15 protein-coding genes are annotated in these 16,321 nt (G+C 35.2%); 7 read left to right on the forward strand and 8 right to left on the reverse strand.

Annotated elements, in window-relative coordinates; genetic code table 11:
• Positions 1-205 precede the first annotated feature (205 nt).
• From ACXX8U_RS13270 to ACXX8U_RS13285, 4 genes are all read left to right on the forward strand, one after another.
• The gene (locus ACXX8U_RS13270; protein WP_458566251.1) at positions 206-1,393 is read left to right on the forward strand and encodes a phosphoglycerate kinase; all 1,188 of its coding nucleotides are present in this window, start codon (positions 206-208) and stop codon (positions 1,391-1,393) included.
• Positions 1,394-1,770: 377 nt separating this feature from the next.
• The gene (locus ACXX8U_RS13275; protein WP_458566252.1) at positions 1,771-3,783 is read left to right on the forward strand and encodes a LysM peptidoglycan-binding domain-containing protein; all 2,013 of its coding nucleotides are present in this window, start codon (positions 1,771-1,773) and stop codon (positions 3,781-3,783) included.
• Positions 3,784-3,831: 48 nt separating this feature from the next.
• Positions 3,832-4,815, forward strand: coding sequence for a DUF4837 family protein (locus ACXX8U_RS13280; protein ID WP_458566253.1), 984 nt, complete (start codon positions 3,832-3,834; stop codon positions 4,813-4,815).
• Between the two features lie 38 nt (positions 4,816-4,853).
• Entirely contained in the window at positions 4,854-5,300 is a 447-nt protein-coding gene (locus ACXX8U_RS13285) for a GNAT family N-acetyltransferase (protein ID WP_458566254.1), read from the forward strand.
• On the opposite strand, the gene ACXX8U_RS13290 is transcribed toward ACXX8U_RS13285, so the two are convergent.
• From ACXX8U_RS13290 to rnpA, 3 genes are all read right to left on the reverse strand, one after another.
• Positions 5,301-6,107, reverse strand: coding sequence for an OmpA family protein (locus ACXX8U_RS13290; protein ID WP_458566255.1), 807 nt, complete (start codon positions 6,105-6,107; stop codon positions 5,301-5,303).
• Positions 6,107-7,741, reverse strand: a complete 1,635-nt coding sequence (locus ACXX8U_RS13295) for a S41 family peptidase (RefSeq protein WP_458566256.1) — start codon at positions 7,739-7,741, stop codon at positions 6,107-6,109. Before ACXX8U_RS13295 ends, ACXX8U_RS13290 begins: the two co-directional genes overlap by 1 nt.
• A gap of 110 nt (positions 7,742-7,851) precedes the next feature.
• A complete protein-coding gene (gene rnpA / locus ACXX8U_RS13300; protein ID WP_458566257.1) occupies positions 7,852-8,271 on the reverse strand; it encodes a ribonuclease P protein component in 420 nt (139 codons plus the stop codon).
• 127 nt (positions 8,272-8,398) lie between these two features.
• Between rnpA and ACXX8U_RS13305 the strand changes: the two genes are divergently transcribed.
• The 3 genes from ACXX8U_RS13305 (at position 8,399) to ACXX8U_RS13315 (ending at position 10,867) form a co-directional block, all read left to right on the forward strand.
• A complete protein-coding gene (locus ACXX8U_RS13305; RefSeq protein WP_458566258.1) occupies positions 8,399-9,133 on the forward strand; it encodes a lysophospholipid acyltransferase family protein in 735 nt (244 codons plus the stop codon).
• Between the two features lie 10 nt (positions 9,134-9,143).
• Positions 9,144-10,133: an acyl-ACP desaturase gene (locus tag ACXX8U_RS13310; RefSeq protein WP_458566259.1), complete on the forward strand. Its 990-nt coding sequence runs from the start codon at positions 9,144-9,146 to the stop codon at positions 10,131-10,133.
• A gap of 80 nt (positions 10,134-10,213) precedes the next feature.
• A complete protein-coding gene (locus ACXX8U_RS13315; protein WP_458566260.1) occupies positions 10,214-10,867 on the forward strand; it encodes an HD domain-containing protein in 654 nt (217 codons plus the stop codon).
• A gap of 38 nt (positions 10,868-10,905) precedes the next feature.
• Here ACXX8U_RS13315 and ACXX8U_RS13320 read toward each other — a convergent pair whose 3' ends face one another.
• From ACXX8U_RS13320 to ACXX8U_RS13340, 5 genes are all read right to left on the reverse strand, one after another.
• Positions 10,906-11,688, reverse strand: coding sequence for an enoyl-CoA hydratase/isomerase family protein (locus ACXX8U_RS13320; protein ID WP_458566261.1), 783 nt, complete (start codon positions 11,686-11,688; stop codon positions 10,906-10,908).
• 12 nt (positions 11,689-11,700) lie between these two features.
• Positions 11,701-13,116: an ATP-binding protein gene (locus ACXX8U_RS13325; protein WP_458566414.1), complete on the reverse strand. Its 1,416-nt coding sequence runs from the start codon at positions 13,114-13,116 to the stop codon at positions 11,701-11,703.
• Positions 13,117-13,214: 98 nt separating this feature from the next.
• Positions 13,215-13,769, reverse strand: coding sequence for a CopD family protein (locus ACXX8U_RS13330; protein WP_458566262.1), 555 nt, complete (start codon positions 13,767-13,769; stop codon positions 13,215-13,217).
• Positions 13,770-14,188: 419 nt separating this feature from the next.
• Positions 14,189-15,244, reverse strand: coding sequence for a ferrochelatase (gene hemH / locus ACXX8U_RS13335; protein ID WP_458566263.1), 1,056 nt, complete (start codon positions 15,242-15,244; stop codon positions 14,189-14,191).
• Positions 15,245-15,342: 98 nt separating this feature from the next.
• Positions 15,343-16,212 (reverse strand): helix-turn-helix domain-containing protein, encoded by an 870-nt coding sequence (locus ACXX8U_RS13340; protein WP_458566264.1) that lies wholly within the window; start codon positions 16,210-16,212, stop codon positions 15,343-15,345.
• Positions 16,213-16,321 lie beyond the last annotated feature (109 nt).

Genomic DNA, 16,321 nt, shown 5'->3' on the forward strand with positions numbered 1-16,321 from the left:
TTAAAATCAACTTGATAAAAGTATTTTGTTGTTTGATACTATTGCTATAATGCAAGTTATTCGACAAAAATTAACATTATTTATTGATTTACATCGATTTCGTTGCTGTTAATTTAGTTTTCAATCTTTTTTGGAATTTATTACTAATTTAAAAGTTCTATATTTGTTGCTCTTGGACGTACAATTAATCTAAAAATACACACTGATGAAAACACTAAATGATTTCGATTTCAAAAATAAAAAAGCTTTAATTAGAGTAGATTTTAATGTGCCTTTGGACGAAAACTTCAATGTTACTGATGCTACACGTATCGAAGCTGCCAAACCAACCATACAAGCTATCTTGGCGCAAGGCGGTAGTGTAATTTTGATGTCGCATTTAGGAAGACCAAAAGGTGTTGAAGAAAAATATTCTCTAAAACACATTTTAAAAACTACGTCTGAGGTTCTTGGTGTACCAGTCCAATTTGCAGCTAATTGTGTTGGTGAAACAGCTACAACAGCGGCGTCTCAATTAAAAGCAGGTGAAGTGTTGTTGCTTGAAAATTTGCGTTTTCATACTGAGGAAGAAGCGGGTGATGTTGCTTTTGCAAAAGAACTTGCCTCATTAGGAGACGTGTACGTAAACGATGCCTTTGGTACTGCGCACAGAGCACACGCTTCGACTACTATTATTGCTCAGTTTTTCCCTGAAAGCAAATGTTTCGGTTTGTTATTAGCCAAAGAAATAGAAAGCTTGAACAAAGTTTTAAAAAATAGTGAAAAACCAGTAACAGCAGTTCTTGGTGGATCAAAAGTGTCTTCGAAAATCACGGTTATTGAAAACATTTTAGATAAAGTAGATCACATGATCATTGGCGGTGGTATGACTTTTACTTTTGTTAAAGCCCTAGGCGGAAAAGTAGGAGATTCTATTTGCGAAGATGACAAACAAGAATTAGCTCTTGAAATTTTACGATTAGCCAAAGAAAAAGGCGTACAAATTCACATTCCAGTTGATGTAATTGCTGCAGATGATTTTTCGAATACAGCTAATACACAAGTTGTTGATGTAAATGAAATTCCAGATGGATGGCAAGGTTTGGATGCAGGAACAAAATCATTAGAAAACTTTAAAGAAGTAATTTTAGCTTCGAAAACTATTTTATGGAACGGTCCATTGGGCGTTTTTGAAATGGAAAGTTTTGCAAATGGGACTATTGCTTTAGGTAATTTTATTGCCGAAGCAACTTCTAATGGTGCCTTCTCGCTTGTTGGTGGTGGTGACTCCGTTGCCGCAGTAAAACAATTTGGTTTAGAAGACCGAATGAGCTACGTATCTACCGGTGGAGGAGCTATGCTTGAAATGCTTGAAGGCCAAAGTTTACCTGGTATTGAAGCAATTTTAAAATAGATTTCGATTAAAAAAATAATCAAGCTTTGTTGCTTTTTTATAAATATAATAGTCCTGTAAAAACCTTAGTACTTTACTGTAACTAAGGTTTTTGCACGTTAAGAGGTTATTTATCAGATGAAAAATAGATGAAAAACAGAATTTGTCTTGCAAATTGCACTATCGTGCTTAGTTATTTACTTACTTTTTGGAGAGATATTTTTAGTAATTTCATTTTTTTAACCTGAAAACAGTTCTTAAAGTGACTAAAATTCTTTCTAAAAGGAGCAAAGATTGCATTTTTAACAATATTTAGTGAATTTTTTAGTTTAAACCTCTTAAGTTTGTGAAAAGCAAATTTATAATCATTTGAAATATAGGTCTTTGATCGTAAAAATATGAATGTAAAAAATACCATTGCCGCAATTGTACTGTTTATTTCAGCGCAAATGTTTGCACAAAACAGTCAGGAATTACAAGCTAATATAAAATCAGAACCGAAGATTTCATATCTGGATTCTATCAAAAAAACATTTGTCAAACATCGATTGGCTGCAAGTGTAGACAGTTTGTGGATGCGGGAATTAACCAATTTAGATTTGTACAATACAATTTCTAATGATATTCAGAATGGCAATTTTGATCAAAAAATTGATTTTGAACTTCCAACCGAGTTGCTTAAAAAACGTTTGGCCGCAATGGATGCTAAGTCTCCGTTTAATATTGAGTACAACATAGGTTTAGAAAATATTATTAAATCCTTTTTAAAAAATAGAAAAAGATCATTTGAGCGTTTGATGGCCGTATCTGAATATTATTTTCCGCTTTTTGAAGAAGCATTGGCACGTAAAAATGTCCCATTAGAAATTAAATATTTAGCCGTCGTAGAGTCGGCACTAAATCCCAAAGCTGTCTCTAGAATGGGAGCTACTGGTTTGTGGCAATTTATGTACCAAACAGGAAAACAATACGGATTAAAAATTGACTCGTATGTTGACGAGCGCAGTGATCCGCTAAAAGCAAGCGAAGCAGCCGCGAATTATATGACCAATATGTTTAAGATTTTTGGCGATTGGGATTTGGTTCTTGCCTCTTACAATTCTGGGCCAGGCAATGTTGCAAAAGCAATTCGTCGTTCTGGAGGCCAACAAAATTATTGGAACATTCGTAAAAACTTACCCAAAGAAACTCAAGGGTATGTACCAGCATTTTTAGCTACGATGTACATCTATGAGTACCATAAAGAGCACGGAATTGTTCCTGAAAAAGCTTTTATCAAACATTTTGCTACTGATACTATTCGCATCAAGCAACAGCTAACATTCAAACAAATATCTGATTTATTAGATGTTCCTGTAGCACAATTACAACTTTTAAATCCTTCGTATAAATTGAATGTAGTGCCGTATTACCACGATCAAGAACATTTTTTGCGTTTGCCGCAAGATAAAATTGCTGTGTTTGCCTCTAACGAAGATAAAATGTACGCTTATGCACAACACGAAATGGATCAGCGTGAAAAACCATTTCAAATGTCTAGAGCTGTTGTAGCGAAAGACAGCATCGGTACTAAAGCAAATTATTCGGGACCTAAATCAGCATATTATAAAGTCCAACGCGGTGATAATTTGTCTAATATTGCGGCTAAATACGATGTTACTGTAGCTGAAATTAAACAATGGAATAATTTAAGTAGCAATTCACTTGCTTATGGAAAAAGCCTTAGAATTGAACCTCCTACAGGTAAACAAGAAAAGATTTTAGCGAAGCCAATTCGTGAAACAAATCCTGTGGTTGCAGCTAGTACTAGTGCAAAAAACGTTAAGGATGATAAAGAAGCTACCACATCATCAGAAGCAATTTATGTAGTACAAAAGGGCGATAACTTGGGTAATATTGCCAAGAAATACAATGTTTCAGTAGCTGATATTCAAAGTTGGAATGGACTTACCACTGATGCTGTTCAAATAGGAGCTACCATACAATTTGCTAAATTAGAAGTAGATACGAAACAAGATCTAGCAAATGCTCAGGAGCGCAGAGATGTTGAATATGTAGTGCAAAAAGGCGATAACTTAAGCGCAATTGCATCTAAATTTGGAACTTCTTTAAGTGATATCAAACAATGGAATAAGTTAAATGATAACACCATAACAATTGGTAAAAGCTTAATTGTTGCCAAAGATGAAATTGCAATTGTAACCGATAAGGCCTCAGTAAATTCTTTTAAAACCAAAGCTTCAGCGATGAAGAGCAAAAGTTCAAGCTCTGATTATTACGTGAAAAAAGGAGATTCATTATTCAGTATTGCAAAAAAATACCCAGGAGTTACTACCTCTGATTTGAAAAAATGGAACGGTATTAGTGGTGAACAACTCAAACCTGGAATGAAGCTAAAAATTAACGGATAAACCGATTAACTTCAATAAATTTGGGTTTTATTTTATAATCAAATCGTGATGCGTAAAACCTATTTTTTAATGTTGTTTGTGTCTTTGCTATTGTTTTCTTGTAAAAAAGAAAGCAGCGAACGCAACCGTCAATCTTCAGGAAAAATAAATACGATTTCCGTAATTATCGATGATCAACTGTGGAATGGTGAAATTGGAGATAGTATTAGAAACAAGTTTGCCTCGCCAGTAATTGGACTACCTCAGGAGGAACCCTTGTTTAATATCAATCAATACCCGGTTAAGTTACTTGAAGGTTTTATGACCGCAACTCGAGCTATTATTGTTGTTAAAAAAGCAGACAAGAATACTTTCGAAATCAAAAAAAATCAATACGCCTCTCCTCAAAATGTTTTCCATATTACGGGTAAAACAGCAGCAGATATTATTACTTCTCTTGAAAGTAACGCTCCTCAAATGTTACAAATTATTAAAAAAGGAGAATTGACTGAAACCCAAAAACAGCATCAATCAGCGCTTATTGATCCAGCAATTATTAAAAATAAATTTCATATTGGCATTGCTATTCCTACAGGCTATGTTTATGTTTTGCAAAAACGTAATTTCATGTGGCTAAAAAAGGAAAATATTGGAGGTAATACTAGTATTTTGGTGTATCAAATTCCGTTGGGAAGTATTAAAAAAAATGCCGAAGCTAGCAGTAGCATTATCAAAATGCGTGATTCTATTGGTAAGTTATACATCAGTGGCAAGGAACCCAATACCAATATGATTACTGAAGAGGCATATGCTCCGTATTTTGCAAAAATAGAGTTAGATGGTAAAATGACCTACGAGACTAAAGGAACTTGGCAATTGAATAATGATTTTATGTCGGGACCTTTCATCAATTACGCGATTATTGATCGTGCCTATAACAGAATTTTAGTTTTGGAAGGTTTTTGCTATGCGCCATCTAAAGATAAACGCGATTTAATGCACGAACTAGAATCCATTATAAAATCAGTCACTATTGTAAAAAGAAAGCGTTAAAATGCTTTAATTTGCAATTCAAAAATAAATAGAATACAATGACAATTCAATGGGAAATCAAAGCATTTGATGCGCTTACAGTACATGAACTTTACGATTTATTGCAACTGCGTAGTGAGATATTTGTAGTAGAGCAGAATTGTGTTTATTTAGACCTTGACGGGAAAGATAAAGTAGCCTTGCATCTTTTAGGAGTTTATGATGGTACAATTGTAGCACATTCTAGATTGTTTCCTGCTGGTGTTAGTTTTGATAACGCATCTATTGGTCGTGTTACTGTATCAGCAAAGTATCGCGACAGAAAATGGGGGCATGAATTAATGCAACACTCTATTGCTGGTATTTCTACTCATTTTAACGAAACCAAAATCACAATTGGAGCACAATTGTACTTGAAGAAATTTTACGAAAGTCACGGATTTATTCAAACTAGCGAAATGTATTTGGAAGATGATATTCCGCATATAGAAATGGTTCGTGAGTAACTAAATTTTTAATATTAAAAATTCAACTCGTCGGTCTAAAGCATCTCCTTGTCCTAAAGGATATTTGTTACCACAACCCACATAATGCATGCGTAAACTGTTAACTCCTTTTGAAAGTAAGTAGCGGTATACGCTTTTGGCACGGTTCACAGATAATTTTCGTTCTTTTGTATCTCTGTCAATTGCATCCTCGTAATAATTTGGTGTGCAGCATACATGGCCTCTAACTTCAAACTCTAAAGTTTTTTTCTTTTGCAAAAGGGCCACAATTTTATCAAGTTCAAGTTTGGTAGAGGTTGTTAATTTACTGCTTCCTAGCGGAAACAAAATAGTTTCTAAGTAAATGCGATCACCAACTTTTTGATTGTCTCTAAACGAATTGTAAATTCCTTTGCCATAGCTGTTCTTTTTGACCAAGAACAAGTCGACTCTACGGTTTTTAGATCGTATTTCGGATAAGTTTTCAATATCATCTTTTTGAATGATGACACGACCTTTGCCTTCAATAATGACAATTTTATTTTGATTGAATCCGTTGGCAGTTAAGATATCTTGCACTGTCATCACCCTTTTTTTAGATAAGTCGTAGTTGTAATCATTTGCGCCACGGTCATCGCAATACCCAAATATTTGTATAGATTCGATTTTGGTAGTATCGACCGTTTTCATAAAATCAACAATCACTTGTATTTGATCTTCGGGTAATTTGTGTTTGTCAAATTCAAAATATACCGTAGTCACTGCTCTGTTTTGAGAGTAGCAGGAACTAAAAATCAAAACAATAAGAAAGTGTAGCAATTGTTTCATTACATTTTTAAAAGGGCTTTATATTCGGTAGCCGAGGTGAATATAGCTACTCCTCTTTTAATTTCAGTATTGTTTTTGGTATAATATTGATACAAACCTTCTTGATACTGATATCTTTTAATGATTTCGTCAAGCAATAAATTCTTGATTTCTTTTTGATGTTTGTCTAGCAAAGCACTTTCTGATTTTTGCAAAGCGCTCAATAATTGTTGGTATTCTGCCTGAATCGATTCGTCAAGATTTTCTTTTTTGGCTGCGGCCAAAGTGTTTTTTAGAGCTATTTCAGTCTCCGTATCAAAACTAAATTTTTGAGCTTTTAAAAATTGCTTAAAGTCGGCATAATCCGCATCAGTTATCACAGGAATTTGCTTTCCTAAGTTCGGATTTTTATAATAATACACGGTGGCATAATTAAAAATTCCATCATTTTTAAGTAAGGCATTGGTAATCGGGCTTGATTTGGTTTCGTCTAATTCTACGTCGGGTTGAATACCGCCACCATCATATACCGTGCGCCCTTTTCTGGTTTTAAAAGCGTTAAAATTCTTGGCTTCGGTTTTAATAGCCATGCCATTTTTGTCTTTTTTAGAATAATCTAAAGCCTGAATACATCTGCCAGAAGGCGTGTAGTAGCGAGAGATAGTCACTTTTAGTTGTGTGCCAAAGGTTAAATCAACTGGTCTTTGTACCAATCCTTTTCCAAAACTGCGACTACCAACTACAACGGCGCGGTCTAAATCCTGCAAGGCTCCAGCAACAATTTCAGAGGCTGAGGCACTGCGTCCGTTAACTAAAATTACCAAAGGAATTGTCGTGTCTACGGGATTTTGAGTGGTTTTATAAGTCGTGTTGTGTTTTTCTATTTTCGATTTTGTAGTTACAATAACTTCGTTTTTTTCTACAAAAAGATTACAGATGTTAACTGCTTCGTTCAATAAACCGCCCGGATTGTCACGAACATCCAAAATAATGCGTTCAGCGCCTTCTTTTTTGAGTTGCTCTAAAGCTTCTTTGGTTTCATTCGAAGCTTTTTTATTGAAATGTGCCAGAACGATATAGCCGGTTTTGTCGTCAATTTTTGCAAAAAACGGTACTGATTTAATAGCGACTTCGTCAAGAACAATTTCGGTTGTGTTTGTTTTTCCTTGGCGGATGTATTTTATGGCAATTTTGGTGTTTTTGGCACCTTTTAAAAGTTGCGAAGCATCGTCTTTAAAATCAGCCAAGAGCACATCTCCAATTTGAATAATGGCATCACCAGGACGCAATCCTGCTTTGTCAGCCGGAAAATCTTTATAGGATTCTTTGATAATCAACTGATCTTCTTTGCGAGTCAACATGGCACCAATACCAGTGTACTCGCCAGTATTATTGATCTTAAATCGAACGACATCTTGTTCATTAAAATAAACTGTGTACGGGTCTAAGTTGGCAAGCATTCCTTTGATCGCTTTGTCCATTAAGTCTCCCGGATTAGTTTCATCAACATAGTTCCTATTCAATTCTTTGAAAAGAGTGGTGAAAATTTCAATTTGCTTGGCTATTTCAAAAAAGTCGTCTTTAAAACTGCTTCCAATAAACAGAAAAGAGGAAGCAACAACTGGAATTATAAATTTTTTTTGAAGAAAGTTCATAGGTTGGTGTAAGTAAATTAGAAGTCACTAAAATAACAATAAATCGTTTAATAGTTGGCTATTGACAGCTGAAACATTCGATAGAATTTTCAAATGTCGTTAACCTTTTACTATTCAGTACTGCCTTGGTTTTCGGTTTGAGGTTTCGGACTGTTTTGAGCCACAAACTTTTCAAACAATTGTTTTGTTTTTGTATTGATTTCTTGATAAGTCAAGCGTTCTTTGGTTTGATAAAAAAACATAAACGAATAGGGTTGGTCCAGATTATCAATCAAAAGGTGTTTGTTTAACCGATACGTTTCACGCAAAACGCGCTTGAAATAATTGCGATCTACCGCTTTTTTAAAATTCTTTTTTGAAACGGAAACGCCCATTTTTATTTTCCCGTCCGATGTGTCGTTTGGGCCAAATGAACCTGCTTTGTAAACCAATCGCAAAGGATATTTTGAGACTGATTTGCCCTCAGTAAACAACAATCCAATAGTGATTTTGCTCTTTAATTTTTCTGATTTTGGGTAGGTGAAATTCATTTTTGCTGACTAAAAAATTGGTAGTATAACCCGCAAATTTACGATTTAAGCAATAGCAAGTATATTATTTTGCGTTTAAATAGTGCTAAAAATATATTTATTACTTTTGTCGCAAAATTGTAACAGCATGCAAAAATTAATTTCCTATCCTATTTCCGTAATTTATTATCTGTGTTTCGGTCTTACCTTGGTTATTTTTCACCCTATTCAATGGGTTTGCTTCAATGTTTTTGGTTATCAAGCCCATAAAAAAAGTGTTGATTATTTGAATTTTTTTCTGGTAAAATGCACTAATTTGATAGGAACGCGTTATACGTTTAAAAATGTAGAGAGCATCCCGAAAAATGTACCTTTAATTTTTGTGTGCAACCACCAAAGTATGTATGATATTATTGCAATGATTTGGTATTTACGCCGTTTTCATTGTAAATTTGTAAGCAAGAAAGAATTAGGAAGCGGTATTCCTAGTGTTTCTTATAATTTACGTCACGGCGGATCAGTTTTAATTGATAGAAAAGACCCTAAGCAAGCCATTCCGGTTATCAAAGGTTTGTCAGAGTATATTGAAAAACACAAACGGTCAGCAGTTATTTTTCCTGAAGGAACCCGCAGTAAAACGGGTGTTCCCAAAGCTTTCTCTCAAACGGGCTTAAAAATTTTGTGCAAAAATGCACCTTCAGCCTACGTAGTTCCTGTAAGCATAAACAATTCTTGGAAAATAGTTAAATATGGGTTTTTCCCCGTAGGTTTAGGAAATCGCCTTACCTTTGTAATACATAAACCGCTAGCTGTGAGCGAATACAACTTTGCTGATTTAATGGAACAAACCGAAACAGCAGTTGTTCAAGGAATAAAAATTTAATTTATATATAATGTCAATAAAAAACATTCGATTAGAAGTAATGCAGTTTTTGGAAAAAAACGTAGATAGCTTTGTCGATCAGTACCTGATTCCTGTTGAAAAAATATGGCAACCAACTGATTTTTTACCTAATTCTCAAAGTGAAAATTTCTTTGATGAGGTGAAAGAATTACGTGAAATAGCCAAAGACTTACCATACGATTTTTGGGTTACGCTTGTAGGTGATACCATCACTGAAGAAGCTTTGCCAACCTACGAATCATGGTTGATGGATGTAGAAGGTGTTGATAACGTGGAGCGTAATGGTTGGGCTAAATGGATCAGACAGTGGACAGGTGAAGAAAATCGTCACGGTGATTTACTAAACAAATATTTGTACCTATCAGGTCGTGTAAACATGCGTGAGGTTGAAATGACTACACAGCACTTAATTAACGACGGTTTTGATATTGGTACGGGTACAGATCCTTACAAGAACTTTATTTACACTAGTTTTCAAGAGTTAGCTACCTACGTATCGCACAATCGTGTGGCGCAAATGGCTAAGAAATATGGCGATAACAAATTATCTAAAATGTGCAAAATGATTGCTGGCGATGAAATGCGTCACCACCATGCATACAGTGAATTTGTGAATCGTATTTTCCAAATTGATCCAAGCGAAATGATGTTGGCTTTTCAATACATGATGAAAGCAAAGATTGTAATGCCTGCGCATTTTTTAAGAGAGTCTGGTGAAAAAATTAGTACAGCTTTTGAACAATTTTCTGATTCTGCACAACGTATTGGTGTTTATACAGCTGCTGATTATGTAGACATCATGCAAAAATTGATCGACAAATGGGAAATCGATAAAATAGGAAATTTAACTGATGAGGCCGAGAAAGCGCGTGATTACTTGATGAAGTTACCAGCTAGAATGGCTAAAATTTCAGATCGATTGGTAATCCCGCAAGAATCGCACATTTTTAAGTGGGTTGAGCCTGCTTTGGTGCGTTAATCAATTCAAACAAAATTATAAGATGTTGAATGCTATTGTATAAACGATAGTGTTCAGCATTTTTTTTAAACCAAATTTTAATGAGTTCAGAACAATTAATTACAGATACAATTGCTTTTGTAAAACAAGAATTGCAAAATGCAGAGGGTGGCCACGATTGGTTTCACATCGAGCGTGTGTACAAAAATAGCTTGCTTATTGCCAAGACAGAAAAGTGTGATGCTTTGGTAGTACAACTCGGTGCTTTGCTGCATGACATTGCTGATAGTAAGTTTCATAACGGAGACGAAACGGTAGGTCCGAGAGTAGCCCGAGAATATCTAGAATCGAAAGCAGTGGCGCAAGATGTTATTGATCATGTGGTGCTCATTATTGAAAACATCTCGTACAAAGGCGGCAATTTTGAAAAACAATTCAGTTCAAAAGAATTGGATATTGTTCAAGATGCCGATCGATTAGATGCGATTGGCGCTATCGGAATTGCTAGGACGTTCAATTATGGCGGTTTTAAGAATAGAACGCTCTATGACCCTGAAATTGCTCCAAAAACAACTATGAGTAAGGACGAGTACAAAAATAACGATTCGCCCACAATCAATCATTTTTATGAGAAGTTATTGCTTTTAAAAGAGAAAATGAATACCGAAACTGGGAAACAAATAGCACAACAGCGTCATAAATACATGGAAGGTTTCCTTTCTCAATTTTATGCAGAATGGGAAGGAGAGAAGTAGTAATAAAAAAGAGAGCTCAAATGGCTCTCTTTCTTTTTTTATTTCCCAGTAAAAACTGCTTTTCTTTTTTCTAAGAAAGCCGTTGTTCCCTCTTTAAAATCTTGTGTTCCAAAACATTTACCAAATGCTTTAATTTCGGCTTCATAGCCATTTTTTCCTTCTTTAAAGTTAGCATTTACAGCCTTGATAGCTTTGCCAATTGCATAAGGAGAGTTTTTAATTATTTTGCCAGCAATAGTCAAACAAAACGCTATTAATTCTTCTTGAGGTACCACGTGATTAACTAATCCCATTGCGTGCGCTTCGGTAGCGGTAAGCATTCCGGCAGTCATGATAAGTTCCATAGCGCGACCTTTACCAACTAGTTGCGGCAAACGTTGCGTTCCTCCGTAACCCGGAATTACACCTAATGAAACTTCAGGTAAACCCATTTTGGCATTGTCTGAAGCTACTCTAAAATGACATGCCATCGCCAATTCTAAACCACCACCCAATGCAAAGCCGTTAACCGCTGCAATTACAGGAGTTTTTAAATTTTCTATGAAATCAAATAATTTTTCTTGCCCTTCAGCAGCCAATTGCGTTCCTTCTTCAATAGAGAAATGAGCAAATTCTGAAATATCAGCACCAGCAACAAAAGCTTTTTCACCGCTACCAGTTAGTACAATAGCTCTTATTTCGTCATTTTTGGCCAATATTTTAAACGCTTTGTGCAAGTCAGAAATCGTTGCAACATTTAGCGCATTGAGTTTTGTAGGACGATTGATGGTAACCGTGGCAATGTTATTTTCAGTTGTAATTAAAATGTTTTCGTAGTTCATATATTTTGTTTTTTATGTGTGCAAAATGGGTAGCGATACCGTAAAAGTGGTTCCTTTGCCGTATTCGCTCTCAAAGGTAATTGTTCCTTTATAATTTTCAATAATGTTTTTTATGATTCCAAGACCTAGACCCATTCCACTGCTTTTAGTGGTGAATTTAGGTTCAAAAATACGACGTACATCACTTGCTTGAATACCAACTCCATTATCTGAAACGGTGATCAAAACGGTATTCATTTCTTTACGAATGGTAACGATAACTTTCTTTTCCTCTTGCTGCTCCGGTATGGACTGAATGGCGTTTTTTGCCAAGTTGGTAATTATCCTAATGAGTTGCGTACGGTCAATTTTAGAAATAATTTCGGGTGATTCGCTTTTGAATTCAATATAATCTTCATTAAAAATATCCATGGCAAGCTCAACTACTTCAACCACATTCAGGGTTTCGTTTTGTTGTGCAGGCATCGAAGCAAAGTTTGAAAATGCCGAAGCCACAGCGCTCATGGTATCAATTTGTTGAATGAGTGTTTCAGAGTAATCATTCATTTTTTGTTTGACATTGGCATCAGTGGGTTCAAATTTACGCTGAAAACTCTGCACGGTTAAACGCATTGGAGTCAACGGATTTTTGATTTCATGCGCTACTTGTTTGGCCATTTCGCGCCAAGCGCCTTCGCGTTCGCTTTGAGCCAGTTTGATTGCACTTTTTTCCAATTCATCCACCATGGCGTTGTAGGCCTTGATAAGCAAATTGATTTCTTTGCTGTTGGCCTCCAAAACAATTTTTTCGTTTTTTTGGTTCAAGCTAGTTTCACTCAACTTGTCAGAAATAGTTTTGAGCGATTTAGTAATGTACGATGATAAAAAATAAGCGAGTGCAAAGGCCATGACCAACATAAAAGTATATACTTGACCTAAGCGAATCAGGAAGTTTTTGAGCTCGTTTTCGTAATAGCCATCATCCTCTACGTAAGGTAAATTTAAAATACCAAGAGGTTTGAATTTGTCGTCTTTGATTTGGCTAAATGCCGAACGGTTTTTTTTGCCTTCGATGGTTTTAATGTCTACATATCTTTTTTCAATAGAAGAGCGTACGAGTTTTAAAATGTATTTTGGGATTGGCGGCGCTACTTTATCAACTGAAAAGGACTCTTTTGAGGATTTTAATAATTTTCCATCCAAACTATAAATGTTGATTTCTATGTTGTGGATGTGGGCCAATTCGTGAATTTTATCTTTAAAAATTAAATCTAAATTCGCCGCATTCAAAGGATAAGTAGTCGTGGATAATATAAAATTAATGTGCTGTTTTACTGCGTTTTCATTGCGTTCAAGGCGTTCTTGATGGTATTCTTTAGCCTCATTTTTAAACTGAATAATTGAGATAGACGCTAAAATTACCGAAGCCATTAATATCAATACAATCATGGATAGGAAAATCCTAATCCGCAGGGAAAGCATTGCTAATTTGAAGCCTTTGAACATGTTGGTTAATTTAGAATATCGGTTTAATGTCTGGATTTGAATTAAGAATTGTTGCGTTCTCTTATTTTTTTATAAAATTTAAAACCAAGCATGATAATTATAGAGAAAAGGAAAATCCCAATTACGCCATAAATCCAATTGACAGCGTTTTTTAAAATTACTAAAAACACTACGGCAAACAAAATAATGGTAGCTCCTTCATTCCACAATCGCATGAAATTAGTAGAATATTTTACTTCATTTCGTTGCAATTGATTGAAAATTTGCTGGCACTTGGCATGGTACAAATAGAGCGCAAAAACAAAGCCAAGCTTTACGTGCATCCATGGCATTTGTAACCAAGCTTGGCCCAATTCTGTAAAAAACAGCATCCAAAAAGCAAAAATACTTGCTAGAACCGCTGATGGCCAAGTGATGATGTACCATAAACGGTAGGTCATTATTTTGTATTGGTTTTGTAAGATTTCTTTTTCTGGTGATGGTTTTGCAGCAGCTTCAATTTGGTAAACAAACAATCGTACGATATAAAATAAACCTGCAAACCAAGTGATTACAAAGATGAGGTGTAGGGATTTAATGTAATTGTAGAATTCCATTTATTTGTTTTTTAGTTGCGTGTAGATTTTTTGGTTCAAATTGAAAACCGTCAGTGATTCAAAAACTGCATCAGTAATCAGAAGTTTAATTCGTAGTCCAAAAATACCTAAAAAAATTGGTAGTTCGAGTGCCTGGAAAATAAAGAAAAATCAATGTTTACTCCGGGTTAAAGCTGTTGATTTTTATTGAAATACTAGCCAAAATACTGCAGTTGAAAATTTTATAAGCTCTTTTAATGCTGTTATTAAAAATTGATGGGCAATAAAACGGACACGACAATAATGTAATGCAAACCGATTTATCGCCCAACAGTTAGGGAATTATCTATAAAAATTATTGATTTGTAGACCTTTACTTTACGAAACGGCCGTTTAAATCATCTTTCGTTTGTTATAATTTACAGACAGCTTTTATAACTTTACACCGCAACAGAATCGGCTTTTGTTGTGCTGTTAGTTGTTACTTTTGACCAATTTGTAATCCAGTTGCTCACTGTTTTACACCAATCGTCACTATCATTTAAACAAGGAATTGCCATGAATTTTTCGCCACCGTGGTGCAAAAATTCTTCATTAGCTTCCATTGCAATTTCTTCCAGTGTTTCTAAACAATCAGATACAAATGCAGGAGTAACTACAGCTAGATTTTTAATTCCTTTTTCAGGCATTTTGTTCACTTCTACGTCAGTGTATGGACGCAACCATTTGTCACCTGCTAAACGTGACTGAAAGGTTTGGCTGTATTTTCCTTCTGGAATTCCCAAAAGTTTAACTACTTGTTTGGTAGTTTCGTAACATTGATGACGGTAGCAAAACTCGTGCGCTGGTGATGGTGTGTTACAACAAGATCCATCAATTTTACAGTGTGATTTGGTTACGTCTGTTTTACGAATGTGGCGTTCTGGAATTCCGTGGTATGAAAATAATAAATGATCGTAATCAAAACCTTCTAAGTGTCCTTTTATGGAGTCAGCTAAATTTTGTAGATAGTCTGGTTTGTTGTAAAACGCAGGCACTATCGTGAATTTCATTTCAGGGAAATATTTTTTGCGGTGCTCTTCGGCTAATTCTAAAATGGTTGTAGTAGAGGCCATAGCGTGTTGCGGGTACAAAGGAAACAACATTACTTCAGTAACTCCTTTGTCGTGCAGTTCTTGTAAACCAGACAATAAAGACGGATTTCCGTAGCGCATTGCTAAAGAAACTGGCACATCAACTTGTGCTTGTACTTTTTCGTGCATGCGGCGCGAAATAACAACAAGTGGAGATCCTTCGTCCCACCAAATTCTTGAGTAAGCTGCAGCTGATTTTTTAGGTCTCGTTTGTAAAATGATTCCACGTACCAATAAGGCACGCAATAAAAACGGAACGTCTATTACGTATTTATCCATTAAGAACTCATCTAAATATGGCTTTACATCTTTTGGAGTTGGACTTTCTGGAGAGCCTAAGTTTACTAATAATACACCTTTCATGTTGTTGTTTTTTGTTAGAACAAAAGTAATTAAACTTACTTTTTATATCCGGAGATTAACTATTTTTTATTTATCGTTTAATATCTAAAATCAATACCCTAGTTCATGTTTGGGTTGATGGACATTAGGTATTTTTTTGGCGTAGTGGTAAATTTCTTTTTAAATGCAGCTATAAAATGACTACCTGTACTATAGCCGATTTTTAATCCTACTTCGTTCACGTTGTAGGAGCCGCTATCAAGTAGTTTGCGTGCAAAATCCATTTTGTAATCAAATAAAAATCCGTAAACGGTATCGCCATAAATTTGTTTGAATCCCATTTTAAGCTTTTTGATATTCAGCCCCACCTCGTCTGCAAGTTCTTGCAATCCCGGTGGTTCTGCCATGTTCGAAATGATGATTTCTTTGGCTTTTTTTATCTTAATTACATTGTCTTCATCAATCAAGAACGGACATTGCTCTGCATTTGGATCTTCGGTACGGTTAAAATACAAACTCAACAACTCATAGCCTTTGCCTTTGTAATACAGGTTTTTGATAGATGGATGTAAATTGTAATGAAACAATTGCGACAAAACTATAGCCATTGATGGACTTATATTTCCCTCGTTATAGTATTTTTTGTCTTTATTATCAGCACTTAAAAACGTGATATAATCAGCTTCGGTAGAGAAAAGAGCGTGAAATTTTTTTATAGAAATTATTACAGAAATAACCCAAGAATTTGGAGCTAACTCTAAGTTCAAGGGCAATTCTTTTTGTGGATTGTACAAAAGTAGCGACTTTTCTTCTTTTAGTTCTAAAGCATAGTTGCCCTGATTGAATAAAAACTTGGCGTTTCCCTTTAGACCAAAATGAAATTGAATTAAACCGCTTGTAGTTACACGCTGCGCAAACAATGGGGCCGAACTGTCGTTTTGAAACCGGATTAACGTAAAATCGTTCTCAATGTTAATTTCTTCTTCCATGTTTTGATTTCTTTTTTAAAATTTTCAATCCACAGCGAGGCATCAGATTGGTTTTGTCTTTCAAAATTAAATCTTTTTCACGGTTTTATAGAGCGTACGCCATAATTTT

The sequence above is a fragment of the Flavobacterium sp. GNP001 genome (genome assembly GCF_054343775.1).

Excerpts from the sequence above, each read along its gene's own strand:
- ACXX8U_RS13270 (WP_458566251.1), top strand. The coding sequence starts at position 206 with ATGAAAACACTAAATGATTTCGATTTCAAAAATAAAAAAGCTTTAATT.
- ACXX8U_RS13275 (WP_458566252.1), top strand. The coding sequence starts at position 1,771 with ATGAATGTAAAAAATACCATTGCCGCAATTGTACTGTTTATTTCAGCG.
- ACXX8U_RS13280 (WP_458566253.1), top strand. The coding sequence starts at position 3,832 with ATGCGTAAAACCTATTTTTTAATGTTGTTTGTGTCTTTGCTATTGTTT.
- ACXX8U_RS13285 (WP_458566254.1), top strand. The coding sequence starts at position 4,854 with ATGACAATTCAATGGGAAATCAAAGCATTTGATGCGCTTACAGTACAT.
- ACXX8U_RS13290 (WP_458566255.1), bottom strand. The coding sequence starts at position 6,107 with ATGAAACAATTGCTACACTTTCTTATTGTTTTGATTTTTAGTTCCTGC.
- ACXX8U_RS13295 (WP_458566256.1), bottom strand. The coding sequence starts at position 7,741 with ATGAACTTTCTTCAAAAAAAATTTATAATTCCAGTTGTTGCTTCCTCT.
- rnpA (WP_458566257.1), bottom strand. The coding sequence starts at position 8,271 with ATGAATTTCACCTACCCAAAATCAGAAAAATTAAAGAGCAAAATCACT.
- ACXX8U_RS13305 (WP_458566258.1), top strand. The coding sequence starts at position 8,399 with ATGCAAAAATTAATTTCCTATCCTATTTCCGTAATTTATTATCTGTGT.
- ACXX8U_RS13310 (WP_458566259.1), top strand. The coding sequence starts at position 9,144 with ATGTCAATAAAAAACATTCGATTAGAAGTAATGCAGTTTTTGGAAAAA.
- ACXX8U_RS13315 (WP_458566260.1), top strand. The coding sequence starts at position 10,214 with ATGAGTTCAGAACAATTAATTACAGATACAATTGCTTTTGTAAAACAA.
- ACXX8U_RS13320 (WP_458566261.1), bottom strand. The coding sequence starts at position 11,688 with ATGAACTACGAAAACATTTTAATTACAACTGAAAATAACATTGCCACG.
- ACXX8U_RS13325 (WP_458566414.1), bottom strand. The coding sequence starts at position 13,116 with ATGATTGTATTGATATTAATGGCTTCGGTAATTTTAGCGTCTATCTCA.
- ACXX8U_RS13330 (WP_458566262.1), bottom strand. The coding sequence starts at position 13,769 with ATGGAATTCTACAATTACATTAAATCCCTACACCTCATCTTTGTAATC.
- hemH (WP_458566263.1), bottom strand. The coding sequence starts at position 15,244 with ATGAAAGGTGTATTATTAGTAAACTTAGGCTCTCCAGAAAGTCCAACT.
- ACXX8U_RS13340 (WP_458566264.1), bottom strand. The coding sequence starts at position 16,212 with ATGGAAGAAGAAATTAACATTGAGAACGATTTTACGTTAATCCGGTTT.